A 14,424-nucleotide genomic window follows, 5' to 3' on the forward strand; every position below is an offset into this window, starting at 1 on the left:
GTGCGAGGAGAAGTCCGGCGATGTGACAGCAACCAGCAGGCAATACGCCGGCTTTTTGCCGCTGCGCTACCGCGGCATCTTCTGGCGCCAGCGCAGCGTGTCCTCGATCTGGACGGCGAGATCGCGCGTCGGCTGCCATCCCAGCTCGCGTTTGGACTTCGTGATATCGCCGACCAGGCGCGGCGAGTCTCCGGGCCGGCGCGGGCCGACGCTGTGAGGCACGGGGCTGCCGGCAATGCGTCCAGTCTCGGCTACCGCCTGGCGCACGCTGTAGCCGGAGCCGCTGCCGACGTTGAAGGTTTCGTGCACACCGTGTCCGGGTTGTTTCCTGAGCCAACCGATTGCTCGTACATGGGCGTCGGCAAGGTCACTGACATGGATATAGTCGCGCACACAGGAACCATCGGGCGTCGGATAGTCGTCGCCCAGCAACGTGAGCGGCGGACCGAAGCCCAGCACCGCATCGGCCGCGAGCGGCAGCAGATGGGTTTCCGGCGAGTGCGCTTCGCCGATATCGCCTCCGGCGTCGGCACCCGCGGCATTGAAATAGCGCAGCGACGCCGCGCGCAGCCCGCGCGCTGCAGCCGCCGTAAGGGTGTCCTCGACCGTTGCCTTCGACGCGGCATAGGGACTCAACGGCGCGATCGGGTGCTTCTCGTCCAGCAGGTCGGACTGCGGCAGGCCGTAGACCGCACAGGTGCTGGAGAAGACGAACGCCTCGATGCCGTGGCGCAGCGCCGCCTCGACCAGCACCCCGGACTTGGTGGCGTTGTTATGCATATAGCGCTCCGGCTGGCGCACCGATTCGCCGACCTCGATGTAGCCTGCCATATGGATGATCGCGCGCGGCTTGTGGCGGGCGAAGACCTCGTCGAGGCGCGCAGCATCGCCGATGTCGCCTCGCTCGAGCGGCCCCCAGCGCACCGCCCACTCGTGACCCTTCTCCAGCGTGTCGTAGCAGACCGGACTCAAGCCCGAATCGGCCAGGGCCTTGCTGACGTGACTGCCGATATAGCCCGCGCCGCCGGTGACCAGGACGGCGTCGCTCATTCCATTTCCCCTGTCATCCGGTCGAGGATGAATAGCCTCGACCGTGAAGTCCAGAGCTCGACGTGCCGCCGACAGATCACGCGAGCACCAGCGCCACCCCAGGCTTTGCGCAGCGTGGCGCCGCGTCGATGCTCGCCGAAGAAGTCACATCACCCGGAAGTTCGTGAACTGCCAGGGATCGGCGGTGTCGAGGTCCTCGTAGAACAGCCGGCCGCGATCCTCCAACGGGGTCCAGTCGCCGTATTTGCCGACCATCGGGCCAAGGTAGGGCAGGCAGATCTCGAGGTTGCGCGCGAAATCCATCTCGTCGGCCTCGACGATGCCGCGTTCCGGATTTTCGATGGCCCAGATGATGCCCGAGAGCACCGGCGCGCAGACCTGGAGCGAGGTCGCGTTGTTGTACGGCGCGAGTTCGCGCGCCTCGTCGATGTCGAGCTGGCTGCCGTACCAGTAGATGCCCTTGGCGTGCCCCATCAGCAGCACGCCGAGCTCGTCGCGGCCCTCCGTGATCTCCTCGACGATCAGCCGCTGCTCCTTCTGCTGGTGCAGGTTCTTGCCCGCGCATTCGTGCATCGACATGATCGCCTGGTCGCACGGATGGTAGGCGTAGTGCACGGTCGGCCGATAGGTGACCTGGCCGCCGTCCCGCAGCGTGTAGTAGTCGGCCATCGAGATCGACTCGTTGTGCGTGATGATGAAGCCGTGGAACGGCCCTTCGAGCGGCGTCCAGGTGCGCACGCGCGTGATCAGGCCCGGGCGATTGAGGTAGATCGCCGCGCCGCAGCCGAAATCATGATGCGCACCGTCGTAGGGCAGCAGCTTCTCGTGCGTGCCCCAGCCCATCTCGGCCGGCTGGCTGCCTTCCGAGACGAAGCCGTCGATCGACCAGGTGTTGACGAACTCGCCGACCTTCTTGGGCTTCTTGGAGACCTGCGTGTCGCGCTCGGCGACGTGGATCACCTTGACGCCGAGGTCGCGCGCCAGCCGGCCCCAGCCTTCGCGGGTGGTGGGGGTCCCCGCGTCCATGCCGATGTCCTTGGCGAGATTGACCAGCGCCTGCTTCACGAAGTGTGAAACCAGGCCCGGGTTGGCGCCGTGCGCAATCACCGCCGTTGGTCCGCCCTCGTACTTGGGCTTGAGCGCCAGCATGGTCTCGCGCAGCGCATAGTTCGAGCGCCGCGAGACCGACAGGGTGGGATCGGTGTAGCCGCCCGGCCAGGGTTCGATACACGTGTCGATGTAGAGCGCACCCTTCTCCTGGCAGAACTCGACCAGCGCCGTCGAGGCGACCTCGACCGACAGGTTGACCAGGAAGTCGCCCTTGCCGATCCGCTTGTCGAGCACCTGGCGGAAATTCTCCTGGGTCAGGCGCTTCTTGATGAACTTGACCTCATAGCGCTCGGTCTCCTTCAGGCCACCGCGATCCTCGGCCGAGATGATGGTGATCTGCTCGGGCTTGATGTCGATATGGCGGAAGATCAGCGGCAGCACGCCCTGGCCGATCGAGCCGAAGCCGATCATCACCATGCGGCCGCCGAACGCGGCGTGCTTCTTGTAGGCTTTCTTCTTGGACTTCTTGGCCATGATGCCCCCTTGTCCTTTCTCTCGAGTTTGGTCCTAGAACGACAACGGGGCCTTTCTCAAGGCCCCGTGTTTCGTCTCCGTGAAGGGAGAGAGGCTAGATACAGATCGCCTTCAAAGGGGCGAAGCCGTTGAACGCCACCGACGAGTAGGTCGTCGTGTAGGCGCCGGTCGAGAGAATCTCGACCTTGTCGCCGGGTTTCAACGCCAGCGGCAGCTTGTACTCAGTCTTCTCATAGAGGATATCGGCCGAGTCGCAGGTCGGACCGGCCAGGACGACCGGGCCGACGCGCGTGCCGTCGCGCGCGGTGCGCAGGCGGTACTTGATGCTCTCGTCCATCGTCTCGGCCAGGCCGGAGAACTTGCCGATGTCGAGATAAACCCAGCGCTTGCGGTCGTTGGCCGCCTTGCGCGAGACCAGAACGACCTCGCTCTGGATTACGCCGGCGTCGCCCACCATGGAGCGGCCCGGCTCGATGATGACCTCCGGCATGTGGTTGCCGAAGTGGCGCACCAGTGCGCGGGTCACCGCCTCGCAGTAAGCCTCGATGCCGTTGACCTCGGCGCGATAGCGCGCGGGGAAGCCGCCGCCCAGATTGACCATGCGCAAGTCGACGCCCTGCTCGGCGAGCGCGAAGAACATCTGCGACACCTGTGCGAGCGCACGATCCCACTGGTCGAGATCGGTCTGCTGGCTGCCGACGTGGAACGAGATGCCGTAGGCATCGAGCCCCCACTCCTGCGCCTTGCGCAGCAGATCCTTGGCCATCTCCGGCGTGCAGCCGAACTTCTTGCTGAGCGGCCACTCGGCGCCGCCGCAATCGACCAGCACGCGGCAGAATACCTTTGCCCCCGGCGCGACGCGAACGAGCTTCTGCAGCTCCGCCTCGCTGTCGAAGGCGAAGAGGCGCACGCCCTGCTGGTAGGCCCAGGCGATGTCCTTCTCCTTCTTGATCGTGTTGCCGAAGGAAATGCGATCGGCTGCAACGCCGGCAGCCTGCACCAGCTCGATCTCGCCGCGCGAAGCAGCGTCGAACTTGGAGCCGGCGGTTCCCAGGCGCGACAGAATCTGCGCAGCCGGGTTAGCCTTCACCGCATAGAAAATGTGCGCCGCCGGCAACAGCTCGCGCATGCGGCGGAAGTTGTTCTCGACCACGTCGAGATCCACCACGAGAAGAGGCGTCTCGGGCTGCTGCTCGCGCAGGTAACGAAAAATACGCTCGGTCATTACTGGGGGGTTCCCCGTCTAAAACGTCAAATTGTTCGAGAGGCGAGTAGATGACGCCGGTGCCGTGGAGGCAGCGTGCGTCAGCCCATACTCGACGGGGAGATAAACCGCTTGGGCGGAAGCTCGAACGATGTGGCCCGGCTCACCGCCAGGCCAATGACATAATAGCGGGGACGACGCCCCGCGCGGTAAGCAATCATCAGAAGCTCCTTCCCGGACCCGGCTTTCGCCGGCACTGCCAAAAAGAACACTTTCCGTCGTTGCGTAACCACTAAGGGCCAGCGGCACGTGCGTGGGCGTCTTGGATTGGTATCTACAACTAATGGCCGACGTTACAAGCGGATTCTGCCCCACCGGGGAAATTTCTGAGGCTCTTGTGGTGAAGACAACACGTTGGCGCGCCGCGAGGTTGCCTCTCAGCTGCGCGGCATCGAGGAGCCGGGGAGTCGAATCAATGCAGCGAGCACCGTGAGCGGCGCGAGAGCGAGCGACGAGGCGATGAGCGCGGCCTGCACACTCCACAGGTCCGCGACTTTGCCCCAGAGCAGCGAGCCTGCGACCATGGCGCCGAAGAAAACCATCTGGTGCACTGCCATGCCACGTGCTCGCATGAAGTTGGGCAGGATCATTTGCACTGCCGCGCCGTTGTTGGCGATGACCGTCATCCAGCAGGCACCGTTCAAGGCGACGACAATGCCGACCACGAGCGGCGTCATGTCCAGCGCCGCCACCAGCGTGGCGACAGCGGTGATTCCCATCGCCCAGATGTTGGCGCGATCGGCGCCGAGCAGTCGATTAACCATGGGCATCGACAGGGCGCCGGCGACCGCACCGACGCCGAACACGGCGTAGAGGATGCCGAAGGTGAATTCGTCGAGCTTAAGCTCGAAGCGGCCAATGACCGGAAGCAGAGTGCCCATCGCAATACCCGGCACGAAGAAACACAGGCCTCGAGCAAAGATCGCCTTGAGCTCGGCGGAGCCGCGCACGAAAGCGATGCCCGTGTGAGCGGCCTCCAGAAAGCCTTCTCGACGCTGGGAAGCGTGCGCCTCGGCCGGCCGCTTCCAGGCCCGTAGCGCGAAGATGACACCGATATAGGTCACGGTGTTGATGGCGAAGAGCAGGAAGACACCGACCAGCCCGAGCAGGATCTGGCCGACCACCGGTCCAATCGTGCGAGCCAGATTGAAGCCTGCCGAGTTCAGCGCGATCGCCGGCCGGAGCTGCGGTCCGGAAACGATCTCCGGCACGACGGCGTGCCAGGCGGGCGCATTCATGGCGTTACCAAGGCCCATGCAGAAGCTCAGCACGACGAGGTTGATGGCGCTGAGCTGCCCGAAGAACGCCAGCACGGCCAGCACGCCGGCGACGCCCATCATCCAGAACTGGCAGACAATAATGTAGCGCCGCCGCTCGAAGCGATCGGCGAGAATTCCAGCCAGGAAGCAGAACAGGAACATCGGCAGCGTGCCGGCCGCCGCGAGCAGCGCCACGTAGATCGGCTCGGTCGTCAGGCCGGTCATCTCCCACGCCGCCCCGGTGGTCTGCATCCAGCCGCCGATGTTGGATAGCAGGTTGGCGATCCAGAGGCCGAGGAAGGCGCGGTTGGCGAGGGGAGCGAAGGCGGAAGGATGTGCCGTCATCGTCTTCCGGACCGCGAGCTTCCAGCTCGCTCAAGCTCATGAGCGAGCTGGAAGCTCGCGGTCCGGAAGAGGATGATCACGCTGCGGGGGTCGCTCAACCCAGCGCCTTCTCGTAGATGCGGTGGGTCTTGTAGTGCACGCCGCCGACCGAACGGATGATGTTGTTGGTCGCCTTGTTGTCCTCGAGGATCCAGCCCAGCTCGGCCGTCGTCTTGCCGAGCCGCTTGCCGTTCTGGCGCAGCTGGTCGATCGCCATCATGGCGAGCCCCGCGCCCATCAGCGGATGGTTGCGGAACTTCTTCTTCACCCCCATCAGCGGCACGCGCGTGCTGCCGACGCCGGCAATCTTGAGGCGCCACAAAAGCTTCGCCAGATTGATGGGCCCGAGCCTGCCGCCAAGATCCTCGATCGCCTCGTTGAGGTTGGTGAGCGCCACGATGAAGGCGACCGCCTCGTCGTCGACCTCTACGAAGACGGCGAGCTCCGGCACGATCACCGGCCCGAACGCCTTGGCGGCGTGGTCGATCTCGGCCTGGGTGAAGGGCACAAAGCCCCAGTTGTCGCTCCAGGCGTCGTTGAAGATGCCGACGATGGTGCGCACCTCGGCGTCGAACATCTTCATGTTGGCGCTGCGCACCTTGACCCGCTCGCCCATGCCCGCCCGCGCCATCAGCTTCTTGCCGATGGTCTCGGGCGCATTCTGGACGTCGTAGTTGTAGGAGAACAGATCCTTGATCTTGGCGTAGCCGTTGGCCTCGACCCGCGCGCCCGAATAGGGCGGGTCGTAAGGCACCATCAGCATCGGCGTGCTGTCGAAGCCGCTCACCAGCAGGCCGACCTCCTCGTTGACCGACAGGCTGAACGGGCCGGTGCTGCGCTTCATGCCCTTCTGCCGCAGCCAGTTCTCGGCCGCGGCGAACAATGCGGCAAAGATCGTCGGATCATCCTCGGCCACCAGGCTGCCGAAGTGGCCGGTGTCGTCGGCGTAGCGCTCGAGATAGGCGCGGTCGACCTGCGCCGAGATGCGGCCGACCACACGCCCGGCGCGCCGGGCGAGGAAAAGCTGGACCTCGACGTGCTGGAACAGCGGATTCTTCTTGGGCGAGTAAGCTTCCTGCCGCTCCACGTTCAGGTGGGGAGTGTAGCCCTTGTGACCGGCGTACAGCCGCACCGGAAGCTGGATGAAGGCCTTGAGGTCGGCCTTGCTCTCGACCGGCGCAACGACGATTTCCGAGTTTGGCATGCTCTGCTCAGGCTACCATGTCCGCGGTGTCGGAACTGTGGAACACAAGGTCGCCATCGGGCTCACAGCCACGGTCGTCGGCCGTGAGCGCGCGGATCTGCATCTGGAGACGCCAGCTCTGGCCTTCGCGCTCGATGCGCAGGAGATGATAGCGCGCGCGGCCGTACTTGCTGCCACGCGCCGCGGACGCCGAGGAGACGCCCAGCACCGGCACCGCGCCTTTCGGGCCGGCGATGCGCGCAATCTCACTGCGGTGGTTGTGGCCGTGCAGGATCGCCTCGCAGCCGACCCGGCGGATCACCGCCTGAAAGGCATCGGCGTCCGTAAGATGTTTCCAGCGCGACTGGTCGGTGAGCGGCGGGTGATGGATCAGCACGATGCGGCACAGGCCCTCGCGGCCCGTCTCCGCGAGCAGGCGCTCGGCGCGCGCGATCTGGGTCTCACCGAGATCTCCGGTCGCCAGCAGCGGCGGCTTGGGTACGCCGGTCGACAGGCCGATCAGGGCGATACCGTCGCGTCGGCGCACGGTCGGGAAGACATCGAAGCTCGCCGCCGGCGGTTCGCCGTCGCTGGCGATATAGGCACCCCACAGGCCCATGCTCTCGGCCCACGGAATCGGCACATAGGCATCGTGGTTGCCGGGTATGACGGTGATGCGGTCGGGCGTATCGAAGGCGGCGAGCCACCCGGCGGCGCGGCGGAATTCCTGCGGCAGGGCGACGTTCACGAGATCGCCGGTCAGGGCGATGTGGTCCGGTTTCTGCGCCTTGATATCGGCGACGATGCCCGCTAGCGCCTCGGGCACATGCAGATGCACGCGATGACGCCACCAGTTGTAATAGCCCGTGGCGCGCTTGTTCAGGAGCTGCACCGGACTGGCCTGCGGCATCGGCAGGTGCGGGTCGGACAGATGGGCGAGCGTGAACATGGACCTTTCTGACTTCCTCCCTGCGCGCAACGCAGGGAGGAATGAGACGGGTGCGATGTGCTAGCCGGCCGCCCGCAGTTTGGGCGCGAGCACGCCCATCTGGCGGCCGATGCCGGTCATGACCTCGATCATGTGCTCGAGCTGCTCCTTCGTGTGCACGGCACAGAGCGAGCAGCGCAGCAGCGACACGCCGTTGGGCGTGGCCGGCGGCACGGCGACGTTCACGTAGATGCCGGCATCGAGCATGGCGCGCCAGAAGCCGATCGCGGTCATACGGTCCGGCAGATGGACGCCGACCACGGGCCCATGCTCGGGCCCGAGCTTGAAGCCCTGCGCCGCCAGCCCATCATAAAGCGTAGTGACATTGTCCCAGAGCTGTCTGCGCAGCTCGGGCCGCGCCTTGACCACCTTCAGCGCCTGGCGCACCGACGCCACGATCGAGGGCGGCAGGGAGGCGGTGAACATGTAGGACCGCACCGTGACGCGCAGGATGTCGAAGTCGGGATCGTTCGAAACGCAGTAGCCGCCGATCGCGCCCAGGGTCTTGGAGAAGGTGCCGACGATGAAATGACAGTCGTCGAGCACGCCCGCCGCCTCGCACAGGCCGCGGCCGTTCTCACCTAGCGCGCCCAGCGAATGGGCCTCGTCGACGAGCACGTAGGCGCCGTATTTCTTGCAGACCGCGACGAATTCCTTGAGCGGCGCGGAATCGCCCAGCATCGAATAGATGCCCTCGAGCACGACCAGTCGGTTACCCGGCTTGTCGCCGAGCCGGCGCAGGCGGGCTTCGAGGCTTGCCGGGTCGTTGTGCTTGAAGCGCACGACCTCCGCCTGGGTCTGCTTGCAGGCATCATAGATCGAGGCGTGACTGTCGGCGTCGATGAGCAGGAAGTCCTCCGGGCCGGCCAGGGTGGAGATCACACCGAGATTGGCCTGGTAGCCGGTCGTGAAGACCATGCAGTGCTTCTTGCCGTAGAACGCGGCGATCTCGTCCTCGAGCGCGACATGCTCGCTGTAGCTGCCATTGGCGATGCGCGAGCCGGTCGTACCGGTGCCTTCGGCCTTGATGGCGTCGATCGCCGCCTGCATGCAGGACGGATCGAACGTCAGGCCGAAATAGTTATTGGTGCCGACCGTCAGGCACTTCTTGCCGTCGATGATGGCTTCGGTCGGCGACAGCACCCGTTCCATGCGAATCTGGAACGGGTCCGCGCCGGTGGTGCGGACGTCGCGATAGGCGTCCAGCAGCCCGGCGTGCCGGTCAAACAGGCCCATGGCGGATTAACGCCGGGCAGCGAGCTTCAGAATCGTATCGGTGAGCTCGTCGACGGTGTGGATTTCAGCCACGGTGTTCATCGGGATGGACACGTCAAACCTGTCCTCGAGCTCCATGATCATGTCCATGACCGCGAGTGAATCGATGCTCAGGTCCTTGGAAATGACGGTGGCGCCACGGATGACCTGTGCGTCATCGCTGCGGAACGCGTCGAGCTGCATGCAGATCTCGGACATCACCTCGCCGCGCGTCGGGTGACGGCGAAGCGAGAGGGGGGCGTCGTCGTTTTCGACGATCAGATTATGGGCGGTGCTCAAACCAGTTCTCCGGTGCCGAGGGGATCGGACAGGCCCTATGTGACAGAAACACCAAATCCTAGTGAAATAACAATTTGTTACGCCGTGTTTCACACCTAACTAAAGCCAACCGCAAGAGCGATACCACCAGATCGTGTGGCGGAAGCCTTTCGTCAGGTCATAACGCGCCGAGAACCCCGTCGCTGCTGTCACGCCCCGATCATGGGCCACCCAGTCGGGATGGAACAATTCCCGCACCTTTGCCGGGGTTAAAATCTGCGCCGACCGGCGAAGGCTGTTGAGGGCCGCGACCGCCCCAATGAGCCCCTGGGGGATTCGCAGAGGATAGACCCGCCGGCCGAGCGCGCTCGCCGCAGCCGCGGCCATGTCCTCATGGCTGTAACCTCCCGGCCGACCATCATCGATTTCACAGACGGTGGACGGCAATGGTCGAGCGACGGCGAGGGCCAATGCCTCGGCCAGGTCCTCGACATGGATCAGGGAGAGCCTGGCGCCCGGCCGATTGGGTTGAAGGGCGAAACCGCACGCCGCCATCTTGAAATAGGCCAGGGTCTCGCGGTCGCCCGGTCCGTAGACGGCCGGCGCCCGGACGGTGAGCCAGGGCCCGGTCCGCCGGGCAACAACCTCCTCCGCCGCGCGCTTGCTGGCGGCATAGGGCGAGAGCTGGGGCTCCCGGGCCGCCAGTGACGACAGGAGCAGGAAGGGAATATTCGCTGCTACAGACGAGACCCTGGCCGTGCCGTCCCGGTTGATCGCGTCGAAGTCCTTCGTCCGGCGCGCCTTGATGACGCCGGCGGCATGGACCACGGCGTCGGCACCCTCGACCAGCCGGCGCAAGGCCGCCTCGTCCGACAGATCGCCCCAGACGATCTCAGCACCGACTCCAGCCAGCGAGGGCAAGGGCGTCCAGCGCCGGATCAGCAGCCGCAGCTTCCAGCCGTGTCGCGCCAGGGCAGCGATGAGATGGGGGCCGACGAAGCCGGTCGCACCGGTGACCGCCGCCAACCGCATGTCAGGCTGCGGCGGGCTTCGGTTCGTAATGGCCCGCGAGGTAGTTGGCCTTGGTGCGCGAGCGCGAGAGCTTGCCCGAGGAGGTCATGGGCAGGCCCATGGTCGGTGGCACCAGCACCACATCACAGTCGACCACGGCTGACTCGCGCACGGCTCCGGCGACATCGCGGACCAGCGCCGTCCTCGCCTCATCGCCGGAAACCCGCGCCAGCACCGCGACGACGACCCGTTCGCCTTCGCCGGTATCGACCGAGAAGGCTGCCGCATCGCCGCTTTTCACGATCCTCCGGGCCTCGAGCGCCCATTCGATATCCTGCGGCCACACATTGCGGCCGTTGACGATGATCAGGTCCTTGGCCCGGCCGGTGACGACGATCTCGCCGTCCAGCATGTAGCCGAGGTCGCCGGTGTCGAGCCAACCGTCGGGCGACAGCACTTCGCGGCTGGCCTCGGGCTCGCCGAAGTAACCCGGCATGACGCTCGGTCCCCTGACGAAAATGCGGCCCACCGCTCGATCGGACAACAGGCGGCCAGCCTCGTCGCGGACTTCGAGCCGATGGCCGGGCAGCACCTTGCCGCAGATCACGAAGCGCCGGGCGCGCATCGAATCACCGGGATCGGGCGCCGGCTGGGCGCGCTGCGCCTCCGAAAGCAGGACACGGTCGACCGTATCGGTGCGCGCACCCATTCCACCAGGGCTGAAGGTGATGGCAAGGCAGACTTCGGCCATGCCGTAGCTCGGGATGAAGGCCGAGCGCCTGAAGCCGCGCGGTTCGAACGTCTCCGCGAAGCGCTCCAGCACACCGGCCCGGACCATGTCGCCGCCGATCCCGGCATGGCGCCAGCAGGACAGGTCGAGATCGGCCGGCAGCTGCGCCGCCCCGCGGCGCACCGCGAGGTCGTAGCCGAAGCTCGGGCTATAGGAGACGGTGGCGCGGTTACGCGCGATGATGTTGAGCCACTGCATCGGCCGGCGGGCGAAGTCGCGCGGCGTCAGGTAATCGATCGAGAGCTGGGCCGAGAGCGGTGCAAAGGTGAAGCCGATCAAGCCCATGTCGTGATACAGCGGCAGCCAGCTCGCCGCCCGATCGCCACTGACGATATCGAGGCCGGCCGGGCCGACCATGCCGGCCAGATTGGCCATCAGGGCCGCCTGGGTGATCTGCACGCCATGCGGATGGCGCGTGCTGCCGGAAGAGAACTGGATGTAGCAGAGCTCGTCGGGCTGGAACGGTCGCAGATCGACGGGTTTCTCCGCCAAGCCATCGATCGCATCCATGCCGCCGTGGAGACGGACCGCAGGAAATTCGGCCGCGGCATCGGCGAGGAAGCCTGCCAGATCGTCGAGACCGATCGCGGCGACCGCGCCAGAGGCCGCGAGCTGGCGACGAAGCTGGTCGAGATAGGCCTCCTTACCACCGATTCCGACCGGAATTGACACCGGCACCGGCAACAGGCCGGCATACTGCGCGCCGAAGAAAGCATCGAAGAAGCCGGGCCAGGTATCGGCGGTGATCAGCAGTCGCTCGCCACGGGCAAATCCAGCCCCGATAAGCTTGCGTGCCACGACGTGGGCGCGGTGGCGCACCTCTTTCCAAGGCAGAGCCGAGAGCTGCTCGCCCCGTGCGCTGTAGAAGGTGACACCGGTCTCCCCCTGGGCCGCATAGTCGAGCATCTCCGGCACCGACCGGAAGCCGGCGCGGCGCAAGGCGAGCTGACGGTTGCGGGTGGGAAGCAAGCTCATGACCTGTTTTCTGAGGGAAGGCGGGTCTCCTAGCAGAGGGGTCAGGCCCCCTCAAGGCACCCTATCCGGCTGGTGCGGCAAAGTTGACACCCCCTGCCCCCGGTCCGATAGTGCCGGCCCCTCGCCAAAAGCCGGTACTTCCGTCCCGGAAGCGCCGGCCCCGGCGAGGTTTTCCTTTTGGAGGAGGTCTATCGTGATTACGGCTGTGATGCCGACGTACGGTCGCAAGGACGTCGTGTTCGAACGCGGAGAGGGCAACTATCTCTACGCGACGGACGGCCGACGTTACTTGGACTTTACCTCCGGCATCGCCGTGAACGCACTGGGCCACTGCCACCCTGCCCTGGTCAAGGCGCTGACCGAGCAGGGCCAGAAGCTGTGGCACACCTCGAACCTGTTCCGCATCGGCAACGGCGAGAAGCTGGCCAAGCGGTTGACCGAGGTGTCGTTCGCCGACACGATGTTCTTCTGCAACTCCGGTGCGGAAGCGATCGAAGGCGGCATCAAGCTGATCCGCAAGTATCAGTACATGAACGGCAAGCCCGGACGGTACAAGATCATCGCCTTCCAGGCGGCGTTCCACGGCCGGCTGCTGAACGCGCTCGCAGCGACGGGCAACGAGAAGTACCTCGAAGGCTTCGGCCCGCCGGCGCCCGGCTACAAGCACGCGCCGCTCAACAACACCAACGTCGTGCGCGACATGATCGACGACGAGACCGCCGGCATCCTGGTCGAGCCGATCCAGGGCGAAGGCGGCATTCGCGCCACGACCACGCAGTTCCTCAAGGACCTGCGCGCGATCTGCGACGAGTTCGGCCTGCTGCTGTTCTACGACGAGATCCACACCGGATTCGGCCGGACCGGCAAGATGTGGGGCTACGACTGGTCGGGCGTGAAGCCCGACGTCGCGGCGATCGCCAAGGGCATGGGCGGCGGCTTCCCGATCGGCGCCTTCATGGCAACCGAGAAGGCTGCGGTCGGCATGGTGCCCGGCACGCACGGCTCGACCTACGGCGGCAATCCGCTGGCCACGGGCGTCGCCAACGCGGTGCTCGACGAGCTGCTCAAGCCCGGCTTCATCGACGGCGTGCGCGAGCGCGGCGAGTATCTGAAGGGCCAGCTCGAGGGCCTCGTGAAGAAGCATCCGACGGTCTATGTCGAGCAGCGCGGCATGGGCTTCCTGCAGGGTCTGCAATGCACCCCGGCGGTGCCCGCGGGCGACATGGTGAATCGTCTGCAGTCGCTCGGCATGCTGGTACCGCCCGCAGGCGAGAACGTGATCCGTGTCTTCCCGGCGCTGATCGCCGACAAGGCAGCCCTCGACGAGGGCATCGACCTCCTGAGCCAGGCTGCGCAGTCGTTCGAGGCGGGCGCCAAGGCCGCCGAGTAGGCAGCCATGGCGACACCCAAGCACTTCCTCGACCTCGACCAGGTCGATCCCAAGGCGCTTCGTCAGATCCTCGATCACGGCAAGGCGATGAAGAAGGCACGCGCCAACGGCGGTCATGAGAAGCCGTTGGGCGGCAAGACCCTCGCGATGATCTTCGAGAAACCGTCGACACGCACCCGCGTGTCGTTCGAGGTCGGCATGCGCGAGCTCGGCGGCCAGACGATCATGCTGGGCCGCACCGACACCCAGCTCGGGCGAGGCGAGACAATCGCCGATACCGCGCGCGTGCTGTCACGCTATGTCGACATCATCATGATGCGCACGACGGTCGAGGAGAAGCTCCTCGAGATGGCGAAGTACGCCACGGTGCCGGTGATCAACGGCCTCACCGACAAGACCCATCCCTGCCAGCTCATGGCCGACGTCATGACCTACGAGGAGCATCGCGGCTCGATCCAGGGCAAGTCGGTTGCCTGGTCGGGCGACGGAAACAACATGGCGACCTCTTGGATCCATGCCGCCGTGCAGTTCGATTTCGAATTGCGCGTCGCCTGCCCGCCCGAGCTCGTGCCGCCGAAAGACGTCGTGCAATGGGCGGAGCGGTCGAACGGCCGCATCACCATCGGCCACGATCCCGAAGCGATCGTGCGCAATGCCGACTGCGTCGTCACCGACACCTGGGTGTCGATGGGCGACGAGGATCCGCAGAGCGCCGGCGCCACGCGACGGCACAACCTCCTGCGCGGCTACCAGGTCGACAAGCGCCTGATGTCGGCGGCCAAGCCTGACGCAATCTTCATGCACTGCCTGCCCGCCCATCGCGGCGAGGAGGTCACTGCCGAGGTGATCGACGGGCCGCAGTCCGTCGTATTCGACGAGGCCGAGAACCGCCTGCACGCGCAGAAGAGCATCCTCGCGTGGTGCCTGTCGTAAAGCGGATGTCCGTCCCTGAGGACGTCATGCTGGGAGCGCGGCTCTCCAGAGCCGCTCATGCGACGGGGTCAGCCGAAGGA

The 14,424-nt window shown here is 65.7% G+C and carries 12 protein-coding genes; 2 read left to right on the plus strand and 10 right to left on the minus strand.

Annotation, left to right across the window (positions count from 1 at the left end; translation table 11 throughout):
• Nucleotides 1-66 precede the first annotated feature (66 nt).
• The 10 genes from galE to ACQY8M_RS01655 form a co-directional block, all read right to left on the minus strand.
• Nucleotides 67-1,050 (minus strand): UDP-glucose 4-epimerase GalE, encoded by a 984-nt coding sequence (gene galE / locus ACQY8M_RS01610; RefSeq protein WP_428668736.1) that lies wholly within the window; start codon nt 1,048-1,050, stop codon nt 67-69.
• 144 nt (nt 1,051-1,194) lie between these two features.
• Complete coding sequence (locus tag ACQY8M_RS01615) at nt 1,195-2,634, minus strand: homospermidine synthase (RefSeq protein ID WP_428668737.1); 1,440 nt, start codon at nt 2,632-2,634, stop codon at nt 1,195-1,197.
• 94 nt (nt 2,635-2,728) lie between these two features.
• Nucleotides 2,729-3,859, minus strand: a complete 1,131-nt coding sequence (locus ACQY8M_RS01620; RefSeq protein ID WP_428668738.1) for a type III PLP-dependent enzyme — start codon at nt 3,857-3,859, stop codon at nt 2,729-2,731.
• Between the two features lie 416 nt (nt 3,860-4,275).
• Nucleotides 4,276-5,502 (minus strand): MFS transporter, encoded by a 1,227-nt coding sequence (locus ACQY8M_RS01625; protein WP_428668739.1) that lies wholly within the window; start codon nt 5,500-5,502, stop codon nt 4,276-4,278.
• A 94-nt stretch (nt 5,503-5,596) separates the two neighbouring features.
• Nucleotides 5,597-6,745: a dATP pyrophosphohydrolase gene (locus tag ACQY8M_RS01630; RefSeq protein ID WP_428668740.1), complete on the minus strand. Its 1,149-nt coding sequence runs from the start codon at nt 6,743-6,745 to the stop codon at nt 5,597-5,599.
• Nucleotides 6,746-6,752: 7 nt separating this feature from the next.
• Nucleotides 6,753-7,673, minus strand: a complete 921-nt coding sequence (locus tag ACQY8M_RS01635) for a metallophosphoesterase family protein (RefSeq protein WP_428668741.1) — start codon at nt 7,671-7,673, stop codon at nt 6,753-6,755.
• Nucleotides 7,674-7,733: 60 nt separating this feature from the next.
• Nucleotides 7,734-8,948, minus strand: coding sequence for a serine palmitoyltransferase (spt, locus tag ACQY8M_RS01640; RefSeq protein WP_428668742.1), 1,215 nt, complete (start codon nt 8,946-8,948; stop codon nt 7,734-7,736).
• Nucleotides 8,949-8,954: 6 nt separating this feature from the next.
• Nucleotides 8,955-9,266, minus strand: a complete 312-nt coding sequence (locus tag ACQY8M_RS01645) for an acyl carrier protein (protein ID WP_428668743.1) — start codon at nt 9,264-9,266, stop codon at nt 8,955-8,957.
• A 99-nt stretch (nt 9,267-9,365) separates the two neighbouring features.
• Nucleotides 9,366-10,277 (minus strand): NAD-dependent epimerase/dehydratase family protein, encoded by a 912-nt coding sequence (locus ACQY8M_RS01650; RefSeq protein ID WP_428668744.1) that lies wholly within the window; start codon nt 10,275-10,277, stop codon nt 9,366-9,368.
• Nucleotide 10,278: 1 nt separating this feature from the next.
• Nucleotides 10,279-12,021, minus strand: coding sequence for a fatty acyl-AMP ligase (locus ACQY8M_RS01655; protein WP_428668745.1), 1,743 nt, complete (start codon nt 12,019-12,021; stop codon nt 10,279-10,281).
• 208 nt (nt 12,022-12,229) lie between these two features.
• On the opposite strand from ACQY8M_RS01655, the gene ACQY8M_RS01660 reads away from it, so the two are divergent.
• Nucleotides 12,230-13,411, plus strand: coding sequence for an aspartate aminotransferase family protein (locus tag ACQY8M_RS01660; RefSeq protein ID WP_428675288.1), 1,182 nt, complete (start codon nt 12,230-12,232; stop codon nt 13,409-13,411).
• Between the two features lie 6 nt (nt 13,412-13,417).
• Nucleotides 13,418-14,344, plus strand: coding sequence for an ornithine carbamoyltransferase (gene argF, locus ACQY8M_RS01665; RefSeq protein WP_428668746.1), 927 nt, complete (start codon nt 13,418-13,420; stop codon nt 14,342-14,344).
• Nucleotides 14,345-14,424: the final 80 nt, after the last annotated feature.

It is taken from the genome of Reyranella sp., assembly GCF_965279465.1.
Classification (GTDB): Bacteria; Pseudomonadota; Alphaproteobacteria; order Reyranellales; family Reyranellaceae; genus Reyranella.

Coding starts and splice junctions, on each gene's coding strand:
- galE (WP_428668736.1), bottom strand. CDS start 1,050: ATGAGCGACGCCGTCCTGGTCACCGGCGGCGCGGGCTATATCGGCAGT.
- ACQY8M_RS01615 (WP_428668737.1), bottom strand. CDS start 2,634: ATGGCCAAGAAGTCCAAGAAGAAAGCCTACAAGAAGCACGCCGCGTTC.
- ACQY8M_RS01620 (WP_428668738.1), bottom strand. CDS start 3,859: ATGACCGAGCGTATTTTTCGTTACCTGCGCGAGCAGCAGCCCGAGACG.
- ACQY8M_RS01625 (WP_428668739.1), bottom strand. CDS start 5,502: ATGACGGCACATCCTTCCGCCTTCGCTCCCCTCGCCAACCGCGCCTTC.
- ACQY8M_RS01630 (WP_428668740.1), bottom strand. CDS start 6,745: ATGCCAAACTCGGAAATCGTCGTTGCGCCGGTCGAGAGCAAGGCCGAC.
- ACQY8M_RS01635 (WP_428668741.1), bottom strand. CDS start 7,673: ATGTTCACGCTCGCCCATCTGTCCGACCCGCACCTGCCGATGCCGCAG.
- spt (WP_428668742.1), bottom strand. CDS start 8,948: ATGGGCCTGTTTGACCGGCACGCCGGGCTGCTGGACGCCTATCGCGAC.
- ACQY8M_RS01650 (WP_428668744.1), bottom strand. CDS start 10,277: ATGCGGTTGGCGGCGGTCACCGGTGCGACCGGCTTCGTCGGCCCCCAT.
- ACQY8M_RS01655 (WP_428668745.1), bottom strand. CDS start 12,021: ATGAGCTTGCTTCCCACCCGCAACCGTCAGCTCGCCTTGCGCCGCGCC.
- ACQY8M_RS01660 (WP_428675288.1), top strand. CDS start 12,230: ATGCCGACGTACGGTCGCAAGGACGTCGTGTTCGAACGCGGAGAGGGC.
- argF (WP_428668746.1), top strand. CDS start 13,418: ATGGCGACACCCAAGCACTTCCTCGACCTCGACCAGGTCGATCCCAAG.